This is a genomic window from Actinacidiphila sp. bgisy160 (assembly GCF_057707815.1).
This window is the reverse complement of sequence record NZ_JBYIQW010000026.1, coordinates 1-12,939: the sequence shown is the minus strand read 5'-3', so window position 1 is coordinate 12,939 and position 12,939 is coordinate 1. Positions and strand designations below refer to the sequence as shown.

Annotated in this window: 15 protein-coding genes and 1 pseudogene; 12 read left to right on the top strand and 4 right to left on the bottom strand. The window is 71.2% G+C overall.

Features of this window, described 5'->3' with window-relative positions; translation table 11 throughout:
- Positions 1-516: 516 nt before the first annotated feature.
- The 4 genes from AC3EUJ_RS20860 (at position 517) to AC3EUJ_RS20845 (ending at position 3,301) form a co-directional block, all read left to right on the top strand.
- Positions 517-1,671: a GAF domain-containing sensor histidine kinase gene (locus AC3EUJ_RS20860; RefSeq protein ID WP_431963508.1), complete on the top strand. Its 1,155-nt coding sequence runs from the start codon at positions 517-519 to the stop codon at positions 1,669-1,671.
- Positions 1,664-2,308: a response regulator gene (locus tag AC3EUJ_RS20855; RefSeq protein WP_431963506.1), complete on the top strand. Its 645-nt coding sequence runs from the start codon at positions 1,664-1,666 to the stop codon at positions 2,306-2,308. Before AC3EUJ_RS20860 ends, AC3EUJ_RS20855 begins: the two co-directional genes overlap by 8 nt.
- A gap of 258 nt (positions 2,309-2,566) precedes the next feature.
- Entirely contained in the window at positions 2,567-2,815 is a 249-nt protein-coding gene (locus tag AC3EUJ_RS20850; protein ID WP_361795778.1) for a chaplin, read from the top strand.
- A 246-nt stretch (positions 2,816-3,061) separates the two neighbouring features.
- Positions 3,062-3,301, top strand: coding sequence for a chaplin (locus AC3EUJ_RS20845; protein WP_431963504.1), 240 nt, complete (start codon positions 3,062-3,064; stop codon positions 3,299-3,301).
- 66 nt (positions 3,302-3,367) lie between these two features.
- Here AC3EUJ_RS20845 and AC3EUJ_RS20840 read toward each other — a convergent pair whose 3' ends face one another.
- Positions 3,368-4,165: a hypothetical protein gene (locus AC3EUJ_RS20840; protein ID WP_431963503.1), complete on the bottom strand. Its 798-nt coding sequence runs from the start codon at positions 4,163-4,165 to the stop codon at positions 3,368-3,370.
- Positions 4,166-4,278: 113 nt separating this feature from the next.
- On the opposite strand from AC3EUJ_RS20840, the gene AC3EUJ_RS20835 reads away from it, so the two are divergent.
- From AC3EUJ_RS20835 to AC3EUJ_RS20820, 4 genes are all read left to right on the top strand, one after another.
- Positions 4,279-5,070 (top strand): ABC transporter ATP-binding protein, encoded by a 792-nt coding sequence (locus AC3EUJ_RS20835; RefSeq protein ID WP_431963501.1) that lies wholly within the window; start codon positions 4,279-4,281, stop codon positions 5,068-5,070.
- 124 nt (positions 5,071-5,194) lie between these two features.
- The gene (locus AC3EUJ_RS20830; protein WP_431963657.1) at positions 5,195-5,605 is read left to right on the top strand and encodes an NfeD family protein; all 411 of its coding nucleotides are present in this window, start codon (positions 5,195-5,197) and stop codon (positions 5,603-5,605) included.
- A 126-nt stretch (positions 5,606-5,731) separates the two neighbouring features.
- Positions 5,732-6,673, top strand: a complete 942-nt coding sequence (locus AC3EUJ_RS20825) for an SPFH domain-containing protein (protein ID WP_431963499.1) — start codon at positions 5,732-5,734, stop codon at positions 6,671-6,673.
- Positions 6,674-6,775: 102 nt separating this feature from the next.
- Entirely contained in the window at positions 6,776-7,543 is a 768-nt protein-coding gene (locus AC3EUJ_RS20820) for a sulfite exporter TauE/SafE family protein (RefSeq protein ID WP_431963497.1), read from the top strand.
- A 27-nt stretch (positions 7,544-7,570) separates the two neighbouring features.
- On the opposite strand, the gene AC3EUJ_RS20815 is transcribed toward AC3EUJ_RS20820, so the two are convergent.
- From AC3EUJ_RS20815 to AC3EUJ_RS20805, 3 genes are all read right to left on the bottom strand, one after another.
- Entirely contained in the window at positions 7,571-8,074 is a 504-nt protein-coding gene (locus AC3EUJ_RS20815; RefSeq protein WP_431963495.1) for an HNH endonuclease, read from the bottom strand.
- A 409-nt stretch (positions 8,075-8,483) separates the two neighbouring features.
- Positions 8,484-9,017 carry a YbhB/YbcL family Raf kinase inhibitor-like protein gene (locus tag AC3EUJ_RS20810; protein WP_431963493.1) on the bottom strand — a complete coding sequence of 178 codons (534 nt, stop codon included), beginning with the start codon at positions 9,015-9,017 and terminating at the stop codon, positions 8,484-8,486.
- A 46-nt stretch (positions 9,018-9,063) separates the two neighbouring features.
- Entirely contained in the window at positions 9,064-9,846 is a 783-nt protein-coding gene (locus AC3EUJ_RS20805) for a sporulation protein (RefSeq protein WP_431963491.1), read from the bottom strand.
- Between the two features lie 84 nt (positions 9,847-9,930).
- Between AC3EUJ_RS20805 and AC3EUJ_RS20800 the strand changes: the two are divergent.
- From AC3EUJ_RS20800 to tyrS, 4 genes and pseudogenes are all read left to right on the top strand, one after another.
- Positions 9,931-10,182 (top strand): annotated as a pseudogene (locus tag AC3EUJ_RS20800) (DNA-3-methyladenine glycosylase); the annotation flags it as partial.
- Between the two features lie 20 nt (positions 10,183-10,202).
- A complete protein-coding gene (locus AC3EUJ_RS20795) occupies positions 10,203-10,814 on the top strand; it encodes a DNA-3-methyladenine glycosylase (RefSeq protein ID WP_431963489.1) in 612 nt (203 codons plus the stop codon).
- Between the two features lie 134 nt (positions 10,815-10,948).
- Positions 10,949-11,395 carry a DNA-3-methyladenine glycosylase gene (locus AC3EUJ_RS20790; protein WP_431963655.1) on the top strand — a complete coding sequence of 149 codons (447 nt, stop codon included), beginning with the start codon at positions 10,949-10,951 and terminating at the stop codon, positions 11,393-11,395.
- Positions 11,392-12,657: a tyrosine--tRNA ligase gene (gene tyrS, locus AC3EUJ_RS20785; RefSeq protein WP_431963487.1), complete on the top strand. Its 1,266-nt coding sequence runs from the start codon at positions 11,392-11,394 to the stop codon at positions 12,655-12,657. Before AC3EUJ_RS20790 ends, tyrS begins: the two co-directional genes overlap by 4 nt.
- Positions 12,658-12,939: the final 282 nt, after the last annotated feature.

Below are 12,939 nucleotides of genomic sequence, written 5' to 3'. Positions count from 1 at the left end.
CCCCGGCGAATTCTCCGACCAAACCAACCCATTACTACCCGAAGTCGTAGTGGCCGGACCGGCCGGATACGGCACACGCGTACCTCCGGCCGTTCGCGCCGCCCGCTTCCTACTACGCGCCTTCGTACGTGACGTACGTCCTGTGCCCCGCCTCACAGGCGCGTCGCGCACCGCGACCGCGACGCGACGCCACGTGCCCCGGACGGGCCGGTCGGGGCAGCAGCAGGTTGACGTCCCCGAACCCGTGCCAGAGGCAACCCGCCCCCGCGGCCTCGTGGCCCCGTTCCAGCAGCTCCCGCCCGGCCACCGCCTCCTCGACCGCCACCGGCATGACGTGTCATAGCCCCGCCGCCAGGCCGGCGCCCGGCGCTGCCCCCACCGCAGGAACGGGCCCGTCCCGGGCACCTCGGTCGCCCACAGCGCCGGGGGAAGGAACTTCGGCCTAGGTCCACGGACCGGCGACGCTCGGCCACCCGGCCGATCCTGCCGGCCGCACCCCGCCGGTACGGTGATGTCATGTCCAGCCGATCGTCCCGACGCGGCATCGAGGCGGTGAGCGCGGCCGTCCTCGCCATGAGCCGGCACCTGGAAGTGCGCGAGGTCCTGCAGACGATCGTCTCGTCCGCCCGCGAACTGCTCGAGGCCGAGTACGCGGCGCTCGGCGTGCCGGACGACCACGGCGGCTTCGCCCAGTTCGTCGTCGACGGCGTCAGCGACGAGCAGTGGAAGGCGATCGGCCCGCTGCCCCGGCAGCACGGCATCCTCGCGGCGATGCTGCACGAGGCCACCCCGCAGCGCCTGCCCGACGTGAAGCGCGACCCCCGCTTCGGCGGCTGGCCGTCCGCGCACCCCGACATGGCCGACTTCCTCGGCATGCCCGTGGTGGACGGCGATGAGATCCTGGGCGCCCTCTTCCTGGCCAACAAGCGCTGCGCCACCCGCCCGGGGGAGGACGGCCGGGGCTTCACCGAGGAGGACGAGGAACTGCTGCGCACCCTGGCCGCGCACGCCGCCATTGCCCTCAGCAACGCCCGCCTGTACGAGCGCAGTCGTGAGCTGACCCTGGCCGGGGAACGGGCCCGCATCGCCCACGAACTGCACGACGCCGTCTCGCAGAAGCTGTTCTCGCTGCGGCTGACCGCCCAGGCCGCGTCCGCCCTGGTGGCCCGCGATCCGGCACGCGCCCGCGAGGAGTTGAAGCAGGTCGCCACGCTCGCCGCCGAGGCCGCCGACGAACTGCGCGCGGTCGTGGTGGAGTTGCGGCCCGCCGCGCTGGACGAGGACGGCCTGCTGGCCACCCTGCGCACCCAGGTCGACGTCCTGGACCGGGCGCACTCGGCCCGCGTCTCCTTCGCCCACCGCCAGGTCCGCGCCCTGCCCGCCGCCCAGGAGGAGGCGCTGCTGCGGGTCGCCCAGGAAGCCCTGCACAACGCGCTGCGCCACGCGGACGCCGCCTCGGTGACGGTGCGCCTGGAGGGCCGGGGCAGGGGAGCGGTGCTCACGGTGCGCGACGACGGGCGGGGCTTCGATCCGTCCGCGGTGCGCCGCGCCGGCCGTCACCTGGGACTGGTCTCCATGCGGGACCGGGCCGACGGGGTCGGCGGCGGACTGACGGTGGACTCGGCGCCCGGCAAGGGCACCGTGATCGAGATGGAGGTGCCCGGTGGCTGACGGCCCCATTCGCGTCCTGGTGGTCGACGACCACCAGGTGGTCCGCCGCGGCCTGCGGACCTTCCTCGAGGTGCAGCCCGACATCGAGGTGGTCGGCGAGGCGGGGGACGGCGAGGAGGGCGTGCAGCGCGCCGGGGAACTCGCCCCCGACGTGATCCTGATGGACGTCCGGATGCCGGGCGTCGACGGCATCGAGGCTTTGCGCCGGCTGCGCGACAACGGCACCAAGGCCCGCGTCCTGGTTGTGACCAGCTTCACCGAGCAGCGCACCGTCGTCCCGGCGCTGCGCGCGGGCGCGGCCGGGTACGTCTACAAGGACGTGGACCCGGACGCGCTGGCCGGCGCCATCCGCTCGGTGCACGCCGGTCATGTGCTGTTGCAGCCGGAGGTCGCCGACGCCTTGCTCTCCCCGGAGGACAACGGCCCGGGGCAGGGTCGCGGGAGCACCCTCACCGACCGGGAGCGCGAGGTGCTGTCATTGATCGCGGAGGGCCGCTCCAACCGGGAGATCGCCCGCGCCCTGGTGCTGTCGGAGAAGACGGTCAAGACCCACGTGTCGAACATCCTGATGAAGCTGGACCTCTCCGACCGCACCCAGGCCGCCCTGTGGGCGGTGCGGCACGGCATCGGCAGCTGACCCGGCGGCACCAGCCGGCCCAGCGGAACCGGACGGAATACCGGACGAACCGGACGGAACCGGACGGCCCATCCGGGCACGCGCCGCCGCGAAAGCCGGGGCGCTTAGCGGTAGGACAAGCGGATCGTCGCGGTCCGGAGTGAGATTCATACCGTCGGGTGTATGTCGCCCGGATGGCGCAACCTGGCCGGGCGTGGGCCGTTCTCCATGGCGTGCTGCGGCGACTGCCGCGGCACCCATGCAAGGAGGGTCAAGAACGTGAAGAACCTGCACAAGGCCGCCGCCGTCGCCATGGTCGCCGGAAGCCTCGCCATGGTCGGCGCGGGTGCCGCCTCCGCCCACACCGGTGGCGCCCAGGCCCACGGTGGCGCGAAGAACAGCCCCGGTGTGGTCTCGGGCAACGTCATCCAGGTGCCGGTGCACGTCCCGGTGAACGTCTGCGGCAACACCATCAGCGTCATCGGTCTGCTGAACCCGGCCATCGGGAACGTCTGCGTCAACCGCTGACCCAGGACGCCACCCCACGGCGCGGCCGTGACCACCGGCCCCGGAGCGCTCCGCCGCCCCGGGGCCGGTCCGTTCGCGCAGCTCGGGGACCTTCGGCGGTACGGCGCGCGGCGCGCCGCGGTGCGACACGCGGATTCCGCCGTACGGAGGTTTCCGGCGCCCTCCCCGTGTCACCGCCCCGGGCTCCGCGTTCCTCACAGTGCGGCTCCTCGAACCGGGCCGCGCCATCACAGGAGGAACAGTTTCATGAACAGCGCCAAGAAGGCCGCCCTGATCATCGCCGCTGCCGGTGCGGCCGCTGCCGGTTCGGCCGGTACCGCGCTCGCCGACTCCCACGCGGGTGCCGTGGCCGCCGGCTCGCCCGGTGTGCTCTCCGGCAACGTGATCCAGGTTCCGGTGAACATCCCGATCAACCTGTGCGGCAACACCATCAACGGTCTTGCCCTTCTGAACCCCGCGATCGGCAACGTCTGCTTCAACCGCTGACGTGCGCGGACGGAAGGCCCCGTGGACAGCGTCGTCCGCGGGGCCTTCGCCCGTTGACGGCCGGCCTCAGCCGCGGCGCCGCTCGGCCTCCTCGACGTACGCGTTGTACGCCGCCACCTGCGCCCGCCGCGCCGTACGCTCCACGGGCCGCAGCAGCTCCGCCCGGGCGGCGATCTCCGAGGCGCTGACCGCCGCCCCGTGCCCGGCCCGCGCGCCCGTCGCGATCCCGACCAGAGCACCCACCCGCTGGGCCAGTTCCAGCACCCGCACCGCCCGCGGGGGATACCCCGGCGCCAGCACCTCGCGGCCGCGCGCCGCCCGCGCCCGGTACGCCTCCAGAGCCTCCTGCGCCGCCGGGCCCGCGCCGGCCACGTCCAGCCGCGCCAGCGCCTGTGTGGCGTCCCGCAGTGCCTCCGCGAGCTCCCGTTCCGCCTCGCCCAGCGACGGCACGTCCGCCGGCGGAGCGTCCCGCACCTCCAGGCACCGCCACTCGACCGACACGTGCACGTCCCCACGCGGCCCGGCCTCCGTGACCTCCGGCACCAGGCCGATGGCCGGTCCGCCGACGGCGATGACCGCCTCGCCCGCCGCGAGTGCCCGCGCGTTGAACTCCGGCGGCCCGCTGAGCCCGAGCGGGTGTCCGGGCACCGGGAGCGCGATCCGCAGCCCGGACACGCCGAGCGCGCGCAACCGTCCCAGCCCCAGCGTCAGCCCCACCGGGCCGTCCTCCCCGGGGAGTCCGGAGATCCGGTGGGCCGAATCGTCGGCGATCACTTCCTGAGCTGCGTCATCCGGCGCGGCAAGTCCGGCAATCAGGGCATTTCCCCAAGCCGCCAGCCGTCCTGAGCGAGGTTCGTCGAGCATCCCCCCAGCCTAAGGACTGGGGTGCCCCGGGGGTGGCGTAGATTTCCTGGGGCAGCGCCTACAGGTGCTCACGACGGCAGACATGCGATCGGGAAGTGGGAGACAACACGCTCATGAGCGATGTTCTGGAGCTGGTGGACGTATCCGTGGTCCGAGACGGCCGGGCTCTGCTGGACCAGGTCTCCTGGTCGGTCGCCGAGGGCGAGCGATGGGTCATCCTCGGTCCCAACGGCGCCGGCAAGACGACTCTGCTGAACATCGCCTCGAGCTACCTCTTCCCGACCTCCGGCACCGTCCAGATCCTCGGCGAGAAGATGGGCGGCGTCGACGTCTTCGAACTGCGCCCCCGCATCGGCATCGCGGGCGTCGCCCTGGCCGAGAAGCTGCCGCGCAGGCAGACCGTCCTGGAGACCGTGCTCACCGCCGCGTACGGCATGACCGCGCACTGGCAGGAGAGCTACGAGCAGGTCGACGAGGACCGCGCCCGCGCCTTCCTCGACCGGCTCGGCATGAGCGACTACCTCGACCGCAAGTTCGGCACCCTCTCCGAGGGCGAGCGCAAGCGCACCCTCATCGCGCGCGCCATGATGACCGACCCCGAGCTCCTCCTGCTGGACGAGCCCGCCGCCGGCCTCGACCTCGGCGGCCGCGAGGACCTCGTCCGCCGCCTCGGCCGGCTCGCCCGCGACCCGATCGCCCCCTCCATGGTGATGGTCACCCACCACGTCGAGGAGATCGCCCCCGGCTTCACCCACGTCCTGATGATCCGCCAGGGCAAGGTCGTCGCCGCCGGCCCCATGGAGACCGAGCTCAGCTCCCGCAACCTCTCCCTGTGCTTCGGCCTCCCGCTCGTCGTCGAGCGCCGGGGCGACCGCTGGACCGCCAGCGGGCTGCCCCTGAAGTGACCCCTGAAGTGACCCGCTGAGGGCCACCCGCGCACGAAGCCCCGCGCCAAAAGCGTCGGGGAGAGCCGTCGCACCCTGTCACAGATCCACTGCGGACCCCTACGATGGGCCCGTGGACGACTGGTTGTGGTGGCTGATCGCCGCCGTGGGGCTGGGTATTCCGCTTGTGGTGACCGCGATGCCCGAGTTCGGGATGTTCGCGGTCGGAGCCGTCGCCGCCGCGATCGCGGCCGGCCTCGGCCTCGGCATCACTCCGCAGGTGCTGATCTTCGTCATTGTCTCGGTCGCGGGCATCGCCGTCGTACGCCCGCTGGCCAACCGGAGCCGCGCGCAGCGACCGGAGTTGCGCAGCGGCATTGACGCGCTCAAGGGCCGCCAGGCCGTCGTCCTGGAACGGGTCGACGTGCACGGCGGCCGGATCAAGCTCAACGGCGAGGTCTGGTCGGCCCGCGCCCTCGACGCGGGACGGGCCTTCGACCCCGGCGAGAGCGTGGACGTCGTCGAGATCGAGGGCGCGACGGCCGTCGTGGTGTGATCGCGTGCGCCCCGCACCGGAGACGGCACGGGAATTCGCCGAACCCGGCCCGCCTCCGCGCGGGTTCTGCCAGACTTGATCATGTCTTCGTACGGATAGTCACCGGCAAACGGCGTGGGAGTGGACGTGCAGCCGATCATCATCGTCCTGATCATCCTGGTGGTGCTCGTCTTCATCGCGCTCATCAAGACGGTCCAGGTCATCCCGCAGGCCAGCGCGGCGATCGTCGAGCGCTTCGGCCGCTACACCAGGACCCTGAGCGCGGGCCTCAACATCGTGGTGCCGTTCATCGACACCATCCGCAACCGCATCGACCTGCGTGAGCAGGTCGTGCCGTTCCCGCCGCAACCGGTGATCACCCAGGACAACCTGGTCGTCAACATCGACACGGTCATCTACTACCAGGTCACCGACGCGCGGGCCGCCACCTACGAGGTCGCCAGCTACATCCAGGCGATCGAGCAGCTCACCGTCACCACCCTCCGCAACATCATCGGCGGCATGGACCTGGAACGGACCCTGACCTCCCGTGAGGAGATCAACGCGGCCCTGCGCGGCGTCCTCGACGAGGCCACCGGCAAGTGGGGCATCCGCGTCAACCGCGTCGAGCTCAAGGCCATCGAGCCGCCGACCTCCATCCAGGACTCGATGGAGAAGCAGATGCGCGCCGACCGCGACAAGCGCGCCGCCATCCTCACCGCCGAGGGCATCCGGCAGTCCCAGATCCTCACCGCCGAGGGCGAGAAGCAGTCCGCGATCCTGCGCGCCGAGGGTGAGGCCAAGGCCGCCGCCCTCAAGGCGGAGGGCGAGGCCCAGGCCATCCGCACGGTCTTCGAGTCCATCCACGCGGGTGACCCCGACCAGAAGCTGCTCGCCTACCAGTACCTGCAGATGCTGCCCAAGATCGCCGAGGGCGAGTCCAACAAGCTCTGGATCATCCCGAGCGAGCTCAACGACGCCCTCAAGGGCCTCGGCGGCATCGTCAACCTCCCCGGAGCCCCGGGCAGCGGCCCCAACAACGGCGAGGGCGGCACCCGCCGCGAGACCCCCCGGCTCGACAAGGACTGAGCAGCGCGGCGGCCGCCGCAAACGCGTATGACATGATCCGTGCGCTCGGGCTCCCCCGGTCCCGCCGGGGGGAGGGGAGCCGCACCGACCATGGAGACGCCTATGACCTACTGGGAAGCCCTGGCCGTGTTCGCGGCCGGAATCGGGGCCGGCACCATCAACACCGTCGTCGGCTCCGGCACGCTCATCACCTTCCCCGTCCTGCTGGCCGTCGGCCTGCCGCCCGTCATGGCCAACGTCTCCAACACCCTCGGCCTCGTGCCCGGCTCCGTCAGCGGCGCCATCGGCTACCGGCGTGAACTCGCCGGACAGCGCACCCGCCTGCTGCGCCTGGGCGCCGCCGCACTCGTCGGCGGACTCACCGGGGCCGTCCTGCTGCTGACGCTCCCCTCCCAGGCCTTCGACACGATCGTGCCGGTCCTCATCGGACTCGCCCTCGTCCTCGTCGTCGTCCAGCCCCGGCTCACCCGCGCCCTGCAGGCCCGCCGGTCCGGCAACGGCACCCACGTCCCCGAGCACGGCGGCCCGGTCCTGCTCGGGGGACTCCTCCTCGCCGGCATGTACGGCGGCTACTTCGGCGCCGCCCAGGGGGTCATCTACCTCTCCCTGATGGGCGTCCTCCTCGAGGAGTCCTGGCAGCGGATCAACGCGGTGAAGAACGTCCTCGCGCTGATGGTCAACGGGGTCGCCGCGGTGTTCTTCGTCTTCGTCGCCGACTTCGACTGGACCGCCGTCGCGCTCATCGCCGTCGGGGCCGCGCTCGGCGGTGTCCTCGGCGCCCGCATCGGCCGCCGCCTGCCGCCCGTCGCCCTGCGCGGCGTCATCGTCGTCGTGGGCCTCGTGGCGATCACCCAGCTCCTGCTGAAGTAGCCGGGCGACCGCCTCGGGGCTCAGGGCTCAGGCCGGCAGCGCGAGCCAGTGCGGAACGCCCTCACGGTCCTTCAGCCCCAGGTGCAGCAGCAGCGCGTCCGCCGGCGTCGGCTCGAACGGCTGCGTCAGCAGCCGCATCCCCGCCTGCTCCGGCGTACGGTCCGCCTTGCGGTGGTTGTCCTCCGCGCACGACGCCACCGTGTTCAGCCAGGTGTCCCCGCCACCGTGCGAACGCGGCAGCACGTGGTCCACGGTCGTCGCCCGCCGGCCGCAGTACGCGCACCTGTGCCGGTCCCTGACCAGCACACCCCGCCGCGACCACGCCGCCCGTTGTCGGAAGGGCACCCTCACGTACCTGCAGAGCCTGATCACCTGCGGCACCGGTACCTCCACCGCCGCCGCGCGGATCCGCAGCCCGGGATGAGCCTGCTCGACCACGGCCTTGTCCTGCATGACCAGCACCACCGCACGCCGCAGCGACACAGTCGACAGCGGCTCGAAGGTCGCGTTCAGCACCAGCGTCTCACGCACGTCGCCCACCCCTCGGGTCCATCCCCGCCCCGGCGGCGAGGTGGCTCCACTGTGACCGGGCGATACCCGTGCGGACAACGCAATTTCCGCACGTCAAAGCGAACAGGAAGAAACAGGAAACAAAACAGCGGACCCTGGGGCCGGCCACCCCGGGCGCCCACCCCCGTAGGGTCAGGGGCGCCCGGAGCGCGGCGATCGGCGTGGACGCCCGGGCGCATGACCGGGCTCCGGCGGACGGCAGGCAGGTCGCGCGGCGAGAACCGCACAGCGCAACGCCCCGCCGCCCCCGCCACTGCGGTGCCGACCCCCGGTGACGGTCAGGTCACCAGGCAGACACCACAGTGCGATGCGGGAGCGCCGGGGCGCAACGGGATTTCGGGACGCCCGGCCCGCGGCCGGGGCGACACGACTACTGCGGATTCTCGTACTCGCCGATCAAGTTGGCCCGCGCGATCGCGTGGAACCGCAGGTTGAAGCCGACGACGGCGGGCGACACGTCCCCGTCCGGCCCCAGCTTCTCCTGGTCCACCGCGTACACGGTGAACACGTACCGGTGCGGCCCGTCGCCGGGCGGCGGTGCGGCACCGCCGAAGTCCCTGCTGCCGTAGTCGTTGCGCACGTGCACCGCACCCTCGGGCAGCCCCTTGAAGCCGTCGCTGCCGGCGCCCGCCGGCAGCTCCGTCACCGACACCGGGATGTCGAAGAGCACCCAGTGCCAGAAACCGCTTCCCGTGGGCGCGTCGGGGTCGTAACACGTGACGGCGAAGCTCCTGGTCCCCTCGGGGAAGCCCTCCCACCGCAGGTGAGGCGAGACGTTGCCCTTGGCGTAGACCTGGGAGTCCTTCAGCGTGCCACCCGGCTCGATGTCATCGCTCACCACCGCGAACGACGCCACCGGCGGATGGAAATCGTGGGGGAGCGGCCGCCGCTGCTGTTCGGTCACCTCGGTACCTCCTGCTGATCGCGAAACGCGCTTCCGCCCGCCGATCCTAGAACCAGTTGCGCTTCCCGCCGACCTCGGCCAGCCATTGGTTGAGGTACCCCGCCCAATCGGTCGTGTGGAAGTTGTTCAGGTCCACCGTGAACGAGCGGAAGGCGTCGCTGCCCTCGCTGAACAGCCCCGGCTTCTTGTCCATCTCCAGGACGACGTCCATCTCGTGACCGTCGGCGACGAAGCTCAGCTCGACCTGGTTCAGCCCGCGGTACTGCTGCGGCGCGAAGAACTCGATCTCCTGGTAGAACGGCAGCCGTTGCCGCGTGTTGCGGATGTGCCCGCGCTCCAGGTCCGCGTTCTTGAAGCCGAAGCCCAGCTGGCCGAACGCGTCGAGGATCGCCTGCTGCGCCGGCACCGGATGCACGTTGATCGGGTCGAGGTCACCGGAGTCCACCGCTCGGGCGATCGCCAGCTCCGTGGTCACCCCGACGCTCATCCCCGTCAGGTGACGCCCCAGGAAGGTCGTGATCGGGGTCTCCCACGGGATCTCCAGCCCGAACGGCACCACGTGCACCGCACCCGGCTGCACCTCGAACGCCCCGCCCAGCCGCTGCCGGTGGAACTCGACGTCCTGCTTGTACTCCGTGTCCTGGCCCTCGACCTCGACGCGGGCCTGCAGGCCCACCGACAGCCCCTCGATCTGCTGCGGCACCGAGCCGCCCTGGATGCGGACCTCGCCTTGGACGACCCCGCCCGGGACGACGTTCGGCTCGTTGAGTACCGTCTCGACCGACGCGCCACCGGCGCCCAAGCTCGCAAGCAGCTTCTTGAAGCCCACGATGTCCCTCTCCCTTTACTGGCGGTTGCCTCGGTCCATACGAACGTGGCCCCACCCCGAACGGTTCCATTACTCTCGTACCGCATGATCCCCCCTCCTGAAAGCACCCCTCTCCCCAGGTCCTTCTTCGACCGGCCGGTGCTGGAGGTGGCTCCCGACCTCCTGGGGCGAACGCTCGTACGCAGGACGGACGACGGCCCCGTCGCGCTCAGGCCGACCGAGGTCGAGACCTACGCCGGCCCACTCGACCCCGGCTCCCACACCCACCGCGGACGCGCCGACCGCAACGCGGTCATGTTCGGCCCGCCCGGCCACGCGTACGTCTACTTCACCTATCGCGTGTCGAGGCGGTCAGCATGAACGTCGACCTCCTCGCCCACCCTGCCGAAGAGGTCGCTCCCAAGCTGCTCGGGAGTCTCCTCACCTGCAAGACCCCCGAGGGGACCGTGAGCATCGCCATCACGGAGACCGAGGCGTACTCCGGTACGGCTGATCCAGCTTCCCACGCCTACCGGGGCCGGACACCCCGCAACGCCGTCATGTTCGGACCCGCAGGACACCTGTACGTCTACCGCTCCCACGGTCTTCACTGGTGCGCCAACGTCGTCACCGGGACGGACGGCATCGCCTCGGCTGTCCTCATCCGGGCAGGCAGGGTCGTCGAGGGGGAGGACCTGGCACGCGAGCGGCGAGGGGAGAGGGTCGAAAGCCCACGGCTTGCCCGAGGTCCGGGGAACTTCTGCCAGGCACTCGGCATCACGGCGGAACACAACGGCGCAGACCTCCTGACAGGCACGTCGGTCATGTTGTCCGAGGGCGAGCCGGTACCTGCCGCGCTCATCCAGGTTGGTCCTCGGGTCGGCGTGAGCAAGGCCCACGACTGGCAACACCGCTTCTACCTCGCCGGTGATCCAACAGTCTCGGCGTACCGGCTGAGCCCCAGAGCCAAGCCGCCCGGCGGAGCCTGAGCCGTCACCTACGACGGACCAGCCGTTCCGGTCGCACAGCGACCGACTCAGCTCGACCCGTTGTGTCAGGTTCCCGCCCTTGGACTCCTCGCCCCTCGGGGTGGGGCCGAGCCTGGCGCAGATGATCGCTCGCCCTGCACGTCGCCTGCGCTCCGCAGGGCGACCCCGGCGGAATCCTGCCGGGGCGGAGACCTCATCGAGGGCGTCGATCCCGCGAGCGCCGGGTCACCTCACGACGCCCCCACGACCTCACCCAGGGGCCCGCCCGCCTCGCCACCGCACTCGACATCGACCGCGCCCTCAACGGCGCCGACGTATGCCTGGCGACCCCGCCGGTTCCGCCTTCCGCGTCCTCACCGGCACGCCGCCCGACCCCGCGGCGGTCCGCACCGGACCGCGCACCGGCGTCAGCGGCGGCGCCGCCCACCCCTGGCGTATCCGGACTGGCGGCGACCCCACCGTCAGCCGCTACCGCGCACCGGGGGGCGCAAAAGGAGTCGAGCGGAACGCGTAGTCTCGGAAAGACTCCGTACGAACGAGTACGAGGCACCGAACGACACCAGGAGGCACGAGAACCGTGACGGACATCGTCGACGAGCTGCGGTGGCGAGGGCTGATCGCCGTTTCCACCGACGAGGACGCACTGCGCAAGGCGTTCGCGGACGGCCCGGTCACGGTCTATTGCGGCTTCGACCCCACCGCTCCCAGCCTCCACCTCGGCAACCTGGTGCAGATCCTCACCATCCGCCGGCTCCAGCTGGCCGGCCACCGGCCGCTCGCCCTGGTCGGCGGCGCCACCGGTCTGATCGGCGACCCCAAGCCGACCGCCGAGCGGACGCTGAACGACGCCGGTGTCGTCGCCGGCTGGGTCGAGCGGATCCGCGCCCAGATCGAGCCCTTCCTCTCCTTCGAGGGCCCGAACGCCGCGGTGATGGTCAACAACCTCGACTGGACCTCGGGCCTGTCGGCCATCGAGTTCCTGCGCGACATGGGCAAGTACTTCCGGGTCAACAAGATGATCGCCAAGGAGGCCGTCGCCCGCCGGCTCAACTCCGAGGCAGGCATCAGCTACACGGAGTTCAGCTACCAGATCCTCCAGGGCATGGACTTCCTGGAGCTCTACCGCCGGTACGGCTGCACCATGCAGACCGGCGGCAGCGACCAGTGGGGCAATCTGACGGCCGGCATCGACCTCATCGGGCGCGTCGAAGGCACCTCCGTGCACGCCCTCGCCACCCCGCTCATCACCAAGGCCGACGGCACGAAGTTCGGCAAGACGGAGTCCGGCACGGTCTGGCTCGACCCCGAGATGACCACGCCGTACGGCTTCTACCAGTTCTGGCTGAACGCCGACGACCGCGACGTGTCCAAGTTCCTGCGCATCTTCAGCTTCAAGTCGCAGGCGGAGATCGAGGAACTGGAGCGGCTCACCGAGGAGCGGCCGCAGGTTCGCGCCGCACAGCGTGCCCTCGCCGAGGAGCTCACCACCCTTGTCCACGGTGCCCAGCAGTGCGCCGCGGTGATCGCCGCGTCCAAGGCACTTTTCGGCCAGGGCGAACTCGCCGAGCTCGACGAGCGGACCCTCGCCGCGGCGCTCGGCGAACTGCCGCACGCCAAGGTCGCCGAGCTGGCCTCCGTCGCCGACCTCTTCGCCGAGGTCGGGCTCGTGGCCAGCAAGTCAGCGGCCCGCCGCACCATCAAGGAGGGCGGCGCGTACGTGAACAATGTCAAGATCGGTGACGAGGACGCGACGCCCGGGGCCGCCGACCTGCTGCACGGCCGCTGGCTCGTGCTGCGGCGCGGCAAGAAGAGCCTGGCGGCCGTCGAGGTCGCCGGCGGCTGACGTCGGCCGGTTTTCCACGTTTGAGCGGCGGCGGAGCTTGACTCCGCCGCCGCACTTGCGTAACGTAGCCCGAGCCGCTTGAGACGGTGCGCCCGGTTCGTCCGGATCCTCCGATCGGCGGTCACTCACCACGACGACATCACCCCGAAGATTTCGGGCGCACTTTCGTGCTCTCGAATTTCATTGGCGTGGAATCGAACGGCGAGTGCGGGATGAATTCGCATGACGCGAAGGAATCCGCTAACGTAGTGAATGTCGCCGAGGCGGAAACGCCGAAAGCGA